This is a genomic window from Streptomyces sp. SID3343, assembly GCF_009865215.1.
Lineage (GTDB): Bacteria > Actinomycetota > Actinomycetes > Streptomycetales > Streptomycetaceae > Embleya.
The window spans coordinates 1-6,444 of record NZ_WWJX01001381.1 but is presented as its reverse complement, the minus strand read 5'-3'; the positions used below and the strand labels follow the sequence as shown (position 1 = coordinate 6,444).

6 protein-coding genes are annotated in these 6,444 nt (G+C 70.5%); 3 read left to right on the top strand and 3 right to left on the bottom strand.

The window, feature by feature from the left end; translation table 11 throughout:
* The coding region (locus GT354_RS44080) for a terpene cyclase/mutase family protein (protein ID WP_161362789.1) at positions 1-770 on the bottom strand (770 nt) is incomplete at its 3' end.
* Between the two features lie 179 nt (positions 771-949).
* Entirely contained in the window at positions 950-1,978 is a 1,029-nt protein-coding gene (locus GT354_RS44075) for an MBL fold metallo-hydrolase (RefSeq protein ID WP_161362787.1), read from the bottom strand.
* Between the two features lie 364 nt (positions 1,979-2,342).
* Between GT354_RS44075 and GT354_RS44070 the strand changes: the two genes are divergently transcribed.
* Complete coding sequence (locus tag GT354_RS44070) at positions 2,343-3,800, top strand: aldehyde dehydrogenase (protein WP_161362785.1); 1,458 nt, start codon at positions 2,343-2,345, stop codon at positions 3,798-3,800.
* A 79-nt stretch (positions 3,801-3,879) separates the two neighbouring features.
* Positions 3,880-4,110, top strand: a complete 231-nt coding sequence (locus GT354_RS44065) for a ferredoxin (RefSeq protein ID WP_161362783.1) — start codon at positions 3,880-3,882, stop codon at positions 4,108-4,110.
* A gap of 116 nt (positions 4,111-4,226) precedes the next feature.
* On the opposite strand, the gene GT354_RS44060 is transcribed toward GT354_RS44065, so the two are convergent.
* Positions 4,227-4,850 (bottom strand): TetR family transcriptional regulator, encoded by a 624-nt coding sequence (locus GT354_RS44060; RefSeq protein ID WP_161362780.1) that lies wholly within the window; start codon positions 4,848-4,850, stop codon positions 4,227-4,229.
* A gap of 210 nt (positions 4,851-5,060) precedes the next feature.
* Between GT354_RS44060 and GT354_RS44055 the strand changes: the two genes are divergently transcribed.
* A partial coding sequence (locus GT354_RS44055) for a glycosyltransferase family 4 protein (RefSeq protein ID WP_346012452.1) occupies positions 5,061-6,444 on the top strand: 1,384 nt, incomplete at its 3' end.

Sequence of the window (6,444 nt, the reverse complement as noted above, 5' to 3'; positions counted from 1 at the left end):
GTCGGCACGGCCGGCAGCTTGCCGTAGCCGAGCGCGAGCGTCGCGCGCGCCGTGACGAGTGGATCGCCGGCCCCGCCCGCGGCGCCCCGGAACGCGCCCAGCGCCTCGGTCGGCGCCGGGCACACGACCTGCATCGACTTCAGCGCGTCGGCCGGGGTGCGACCCTGCGCCGTCTTTTGCGTGTCCGGATTCACCCCGGTGGCGACCAGCGCGTTGACCGCGAACGCCGTCGAGGTCGGGTCACCCACCGGAGCCGGGGCGCCCGGGAAGGCCGCATACGAACCGTCGGGCAGTTGCTTGGACTTGAGCCAGTCGGCGCCGCGCCCGGCCTGCGTGGCATACGTGCGCAGGGACACCAACGCCTGTACCGCGATTGAGGTCGCGACGGTGTCCTCGCGGGCGACATCGCACGGCACGCCCGGGTCGGCCCGATATGTGGCGAAGCCGCCGTCGGCGCACTGCTGGGCGAGCAGCCACTCGACCGCCTGGGGCGCGGGCCGCGCGTCGGCGGACGCGAGCGCGACGATCGCGAGCGACTGGCGGTACACCCCGTCCGCACTCGGATCGCTCTTCCCGTACATCGCCGGCGGGGCCACGGGTGTCGCCGCCGGCAGCCGACCGAAGGCCGCGGCCGAGCGGAGCGAGCCGCCCGGACCGTCCGGCGGTGTGGTGGCGGCCCCCGCCACACCACCCGTCCAGACCGAGCTCAGCAGCGCCGTCGTGAGCACGGTGGCGGCCGCGGCGCGCGTGCGGCGTCGGGGGGAGGGCATGCGGTGCCTTTCGCTGAGCGTGGGCACCGACACCGTCGAGCCGACCGGGCCGATCGAATCGAGCCCACCGGACCGACCGCATCGAACCCACTCGACTGACCGAATCGGGCCCACCGACCGGTTCGAGCCCCCGAGGGGACCCCGGCCACCCTACCCGGGCCCGCCCCACCCGACCTGGGTCACAACGCCGTGTAGCGAGCCGGTCCGCCGCCGGCCTCCGCCTGCGCGCGACCGCGCTTGACCAGGTGCCGCAGGTGGGCCGCCGCCTCGCTCAGCGCCAACTGCCGGTTCTGCGCGCCCAACTGCGCCCACGGCCGGTTCCAGTCCATCCCCTCGGCGATCTGCCACAGCGTCAGCGACCGTTCGCACAGCCGCGTACGCAGCGCGCTCAACCGCTCCTCGTGCAGCGCCGCGACCTCGGCCGCTCGGCCGGCCGCGTCCGAGAACACGTGCTCGTGGGCCGGCAGCACGCCCGTGATCGGCAGTTGTGCGACACGTGTCAGCGAGGCCAGGAAGTCACCGAGCGGATCCGCCTCCTCGGCCTCGTCGTAGAGCCCGATGTGTGGCGTGATCGACGGCAGCAGGTGATCGCCGGAGAGCAACCGGCCGTCACCGTCCTCCAGGTGCAGGCACACGTGGCCCGGGGTGTGGCCCGGCGTCCACACCGTGCGGATCGCGCGGCCCGGCGCCGGCGCGAGTTCGCCGTGGACCAACTCGCGGTCCGGGACCGCGTAGTGCAGTCGCGGGCGGGTCACGCTCACCTCGCGATGCCGGGTCAGCGCGTCGAGCGCGTCTTGCGGCGCGCCCGCGAGGGTGAGCACCTCCAGGTGGTGGCGCAGCCACGCCTCGCGCGGCGCGTTGTTGATCAGGTCGACCTGCTCGGCGTCGGCGGCGTGCAACGCGATCCACGCGCCGGACGCCTCGCGGACCTTCTCGGACAGGCCGTGGTGGTCGGGGTGGGCGTGCGTGACCAGGACGCCGTGCACGTCCTCGATCGTCGTACCGACCTCGATCAGGCCGTCGACCAGGGCCTGGTACGAGATCGGGTCGTCCCAGCCGGCGTCGACCAGGACCGGGCCGGCTTCGGTCTCCAGGACGTAGACGAGCGTGACGCCGAGGGGGTTGTCGGGGATCGGCACGGGGACGGTCCACACGCCGTTGCCGAGGTCCGCGACGCGCGGGGTGGGGCGCGAGGGTGCTGTGGTCATGAGGCGGCCTCCTTCTCGAAGCTTCTCGAAGTGGCGCCATCCGGACTCGCGTTGGCCGCACGGGTTCGATGATCACCATAGAACACGTTCTCTCACACTGGATCGTGCCAGTGATCCGAGGGGTCGTCAGATCGAGCTTCGGCACGTACGATCCTTACCTGGCAGCCGGTGAGACTCCAGTCTCATTCGAGCCCCGAATGCGTTGTTCCCTCATCGGCAAACTGATATCTGTTCTAGTCAGAGTTGCAGTCGCGTCGCAGGCGAAGTTCTCGTCCCATGGAGTTCTCGTCGAAGCGCGTGACCCTGACATCGACATCCCTGTATCGCGTGGCGTGCACGCACGCCGGCACCGAGGAGGACCGTGATGACGGAAATCGTGGAACACAGCCAACTGGTCATCGGCGGACAGCTGGTGGACCCGCTTGGCAAGGACACGATCGAGGTCGTCTCGCCCCACACCGAGGAGGTCATCGCGCGGGTTCCGCACGCGTCGACCGCGGACGTGGACGCGGCGGTGGCCGCCGCGCGCAAGGCGTTCGAAGAGGGCCCGTGGCCCCGGATGTCGCTCGACGAGCGGATCACGATCCTGGAGAAGATCCGCGACGGCTTCATGACGCGGTCGCAGGAGATAGCCGAGGTCGTCACGTCGCAGAACGGATCCCCGGTCACCTGGGGCCTGTTCGCGCAGGCGATCGGCGCCGGGATGATCTACGACACGGTCGCCAAGATCGCCAAGGACTACCAGTGGGAGGAGAAGCGCGCCGGGCTGCTCAACCCGCTCCTGGTGCGCCGCGAGCCGGTCGGCGTCGTCGCGGCCGTCGTGCCGTGGAACGTCCCGCAGTTCGTGACCGCGGCCAAGCTCGCCCCGGCCATCGCGGCCGGCTGCACGATCGTGCTCAAGCCGTCGCCGGAGACCCCGCTCGACTCGTACATCCTCGCCGAGATCTGTCGCGAGGCCGGCCTGCCCGACGGCGTGCTGAGCATCGTGGCCGCCGACCGTGAGGTCAGCGAGTACCTGGTCGGGCACCCCGGCATCGACAAGGTCGCGTTCACCGGCTCGGTCGGCGCGGGCAAGCGGATCATGGAGGTCGCCGCGCGCAACCTCACCCGCGTCACGCTGGAACTGGGCGGCAAGTCGGCGGCGATCATCCTGCCCGACGCCGACCTGGAGCACACCGCCAACACGCTGCTGCCCAACTCGTACATGAACAACGGTCAGGCGTGCGTCGCGCAGACCCGCATCCTGGCCCCGCGCAGCCGCTACGACGAGATCGCCGAGCGCTTCACCGCGTGGGTGGACAACCTGGTGACGGGTGACCCGATGGCGGCCGAGACCCAGGTCGGCCCGCTGGTGGCCAAGCGGCAGCAGCAGCGCTCGTTCGACTACATCAAGATCGCCCAGGAGGAAGGCGCCAAGCTCCTCTCGGGCGGCGGCCGTCCCGAGTCGCAGGAGAAGGGCTGGTACGTCGAGCCCACCCTGTTCGGCGACGTGGACAACTCCATGCGCATCGCGCAGGAGGAGGTCTTCGGCCCGGTGGTCGCGCTGATCCCCTACGACGACGAGGCGCAGGCGATCTCGCTCGCGAACGACTCGGACTTCGGCCTGTCCGGCAGCGTGTGGACCACCGACATCGAGCGCGGCATCGAGGTGGCCCGCAAGATCCGCACGGGGACCTACTCGGTCAACACGTTCGGCCTGGACTTCTTCGGACCGTTCGGCGGCTTCAAGAACTCCGGCATCGGCCGGGAGTTCGGCATCGAGGGCCTCGGCGCGTACACCGAGGCCAAGTCGATCGCGCTGCCCGCGGGCTACGAGGCCTGAGCACGGTTCGATCTGCTGTGCGGCCCGCCCTCGCGGGGGCGGGCCGCGGCTCGGCGCAACGGGAAAGAGGGAAAAACTGATGGGTGATCGCTGGCGCGTCGAGGTCGACAGAAGCGTCTGTATCGGTTCGGGCATGTGCATCGGCAGTGCCCCCGCCGACTTCAAGCTGGACGCGGGCCGGCAGTCCCACCCGCGAGCGGAGGAGATGGACGCCTCCGACGAGATCCTGGAGGCGGCCGAGAGTTGCCCCGTCGAGGCCATCTCGATCATCGAGGTCGCTACGGGCAAGACGGTCTTCCCGCCGGACTGACGACGACCGACCCACCGAAACGATCTCGGAGCCGAAACGATCTTGGAGTCGAGGGGGTCGCCGCGATCTCCGGAGCCCCCACACTCCAAGATCATTTCCGTGGCCCGCCCCGGGGATCAGGCGCCTTCGGCTTCGCCGTCGTCGCGGATCAGCCGGGTCACCGTTTCGATGTCCGTGCGCACCTGGGCGATCGAGGCTCGGCCGTTCAGCCAGGCGATCAGCGACGAGTGCCACGTGTGGGTGATCACACGGATCACCGCGAGATCCTCGGCGGTGGGCTCCGTCGCCGGTTCGTCGCCGTGGATGGCCTCCAGGATCATCGACGTGGTGACCCGACTGACCGTGTCCACCTCGGCGCCTACCGAACGGTCCGCGAACTGCAGCGCGCGCATCATCGCCTCGGTCAGATGCGGCTCGCGTTGCATGCCCCGGAAGGCCCGGAGCAGGGTGTCCACGACCCGCTCGCGCGGGCCCAGGCTCTTCGGCGGCCGACGGCGCAACTGGCCGTGCAACCGTTCCAGTTGGTCGTACATGGTGGCCACGAGCAGGTGCACCTTGGACGGGAAGTATCGATACAGAGTGCCGAGCGCGACCTCGGACAGCTCGGCCACCTCGCGCATCTGTACCGATTCGTAGCCGCCGCGGGCCGCGAGCTGGGTGGTGGCACGCAGAATCCGCCTGCGGCGGGCCTCCTGTCGCTCGGTCAACGGTGCCCGGTCGGCCTTCGTGTACGTCGTCATGCTCAGCCTTTCGATGCGCGGCGCATTGCCGGCCGGTGTGTTACAGGTCACCCAGGGACCGTCACGATGGGTACCCGGCGGTATCTTGGCTGATCTCCGACGAGCAGATAATGAAACTTGTTCTAGATTACGCGACTACTATGCTCCGACGAGGGCAGCGACAGGGGGCCATTCGTGATACGGGAGACCGCACCAGCTGTGGATGCCCGGGTGGACCCGGCGCGGACCTCCCCGAAGCGGCCCCTGCGAATCGCCCTTCTGGCGTATCGGGGTGACCCGTACTGCGGCGGACAGGGCGTGTACGTGCGCCACCTCTCACGCGAACTGACCCGCCTGGGCCACCACGTCGAGGTCATCTCGGGCCCGCCCTACGCGGTCGTCGACGAGGGCGTCAAGCTCACCACGCTGCCCAGCCTGGACCTGTACCGCGACCCCGACCCGTTCCGACTCCCGCACGTGCGCGAGTATCGCGACTGGATCGACGTGCTCGAAGTCGGCGGCATGCTCACCGCGGGCTTCCCCGAGCCGCTGACCTTCTCGCTGCGCGCGTGGCGCCACCTCGCGGCCCGGCGCGGCGAATTCGACGTCGTGCACGACAACCAGACCCTGGGCTACGGCCAACTCGGGCTGCCCCGGCTCGGCTTCCCGCTCGTGACCACGATCCACCACCCGATCACGGTGGACCGCGCCCTGGAGATCGGCGAGGCGACCACGCTGCGCCGCAAGGCCACGCTGCACCGCTGGTACGGCTTCACCACGATGCAAAAACGAGTGTCCGCGCGCCTGTCCGACGTACTCACCGTGTCCGACTCGTCCAAGGCCGAGATCGTCGACCACCTCGGGGTCTCCCCGACGCGCATCACCGTGGTGCCCGTGGGCGCCGACACCGACCGCTTCCGGCCCGACCCGGCCACCGCGAAGGTGGCGGGCCGCATCGTCACCACCGCGAGTGCCGACGTCCCGCTCAAGGGCCTGATCCACCTCGTCGAGGCACTCGCCAAGCTGCGCACCGACCACGACGGGCTCGAACTCGTCGTGGTCGGCAAGCCCAAGGGCGACGGACCGGTCCTGCGCGCGATCGACCGGCTCGGTTTGACCGACTCAATCCGCTTCGTGTCCGGCATCACCGACGACGAACTCGCGGACCTGATCCGCAGCGCCGAGGTCGCGTGCGTGCCGTCGCTGTACGAGGGTTTCTCGCTGCCCGCCGCGGAGGCGATGGCGTGCGGGACCGCGCTCGTGGCCACCACCGGCGGCGCGATCCCCGAGGTCGCCGGACCGGACGGCCAGACGTGTCTCGCGGTCGCGCCGGGCGACCCGGAGGCGCTGCGCGCCGCGATCGGCAGACTCCTCGACGACCCCGACCTGCGGGCCCGCCTGGCGCTCGCGGGCCGCGAACGGGTACTGGAACGCTTCACGTGGCGCAACACGGCGGTCCGCACCGCCGAGAACTACTACGCCGCCCTCGAAGCGGGCCCCACGATGCCCACCCGCGCCGGCGCCGGTCGCCGGTCGCTGTCGGAACGCGCGAGCGACGCCGTGCTGCGCCGGTCGGCCTTCGGTCGCAGGCTCCCGCCTCCCGCGTCGCACGGCG

What these genes read in the sequence shown, in the direction of transcription:
- GT354_RS44070 (WP_161362785.1), top strand. Translation starts at nt 2,343, where the DNA reads ATGACGGAAATCGTGGAACACAGCCAACTGGTCATCGGCGGACAGCTG.
- GT354_RS44075 (WP_161362787.1), bottom strand. Translation starts at nt 1,978, where the DNA reads ATGACCACAGCACCCTCGCGCCCCACCCCGCGCGTCGCGGACCTCGGC.
- GT354_RS44065 (WP_161362783.1), top strand. Translation starts at nt 3,880, where the DNA reads ATGGGTGATCGCTGGCGCGTCGAGGTCGACAGAAGCGTCTGTATCGGT.
- GT354_RS44060 (WP_161362780.1), bottom strand. Translation starts at nt 4,850, where the DNA reads ATGACGACGTACACGAAGGCCGACCGGGCACCGTTGACCGAGCGACAG.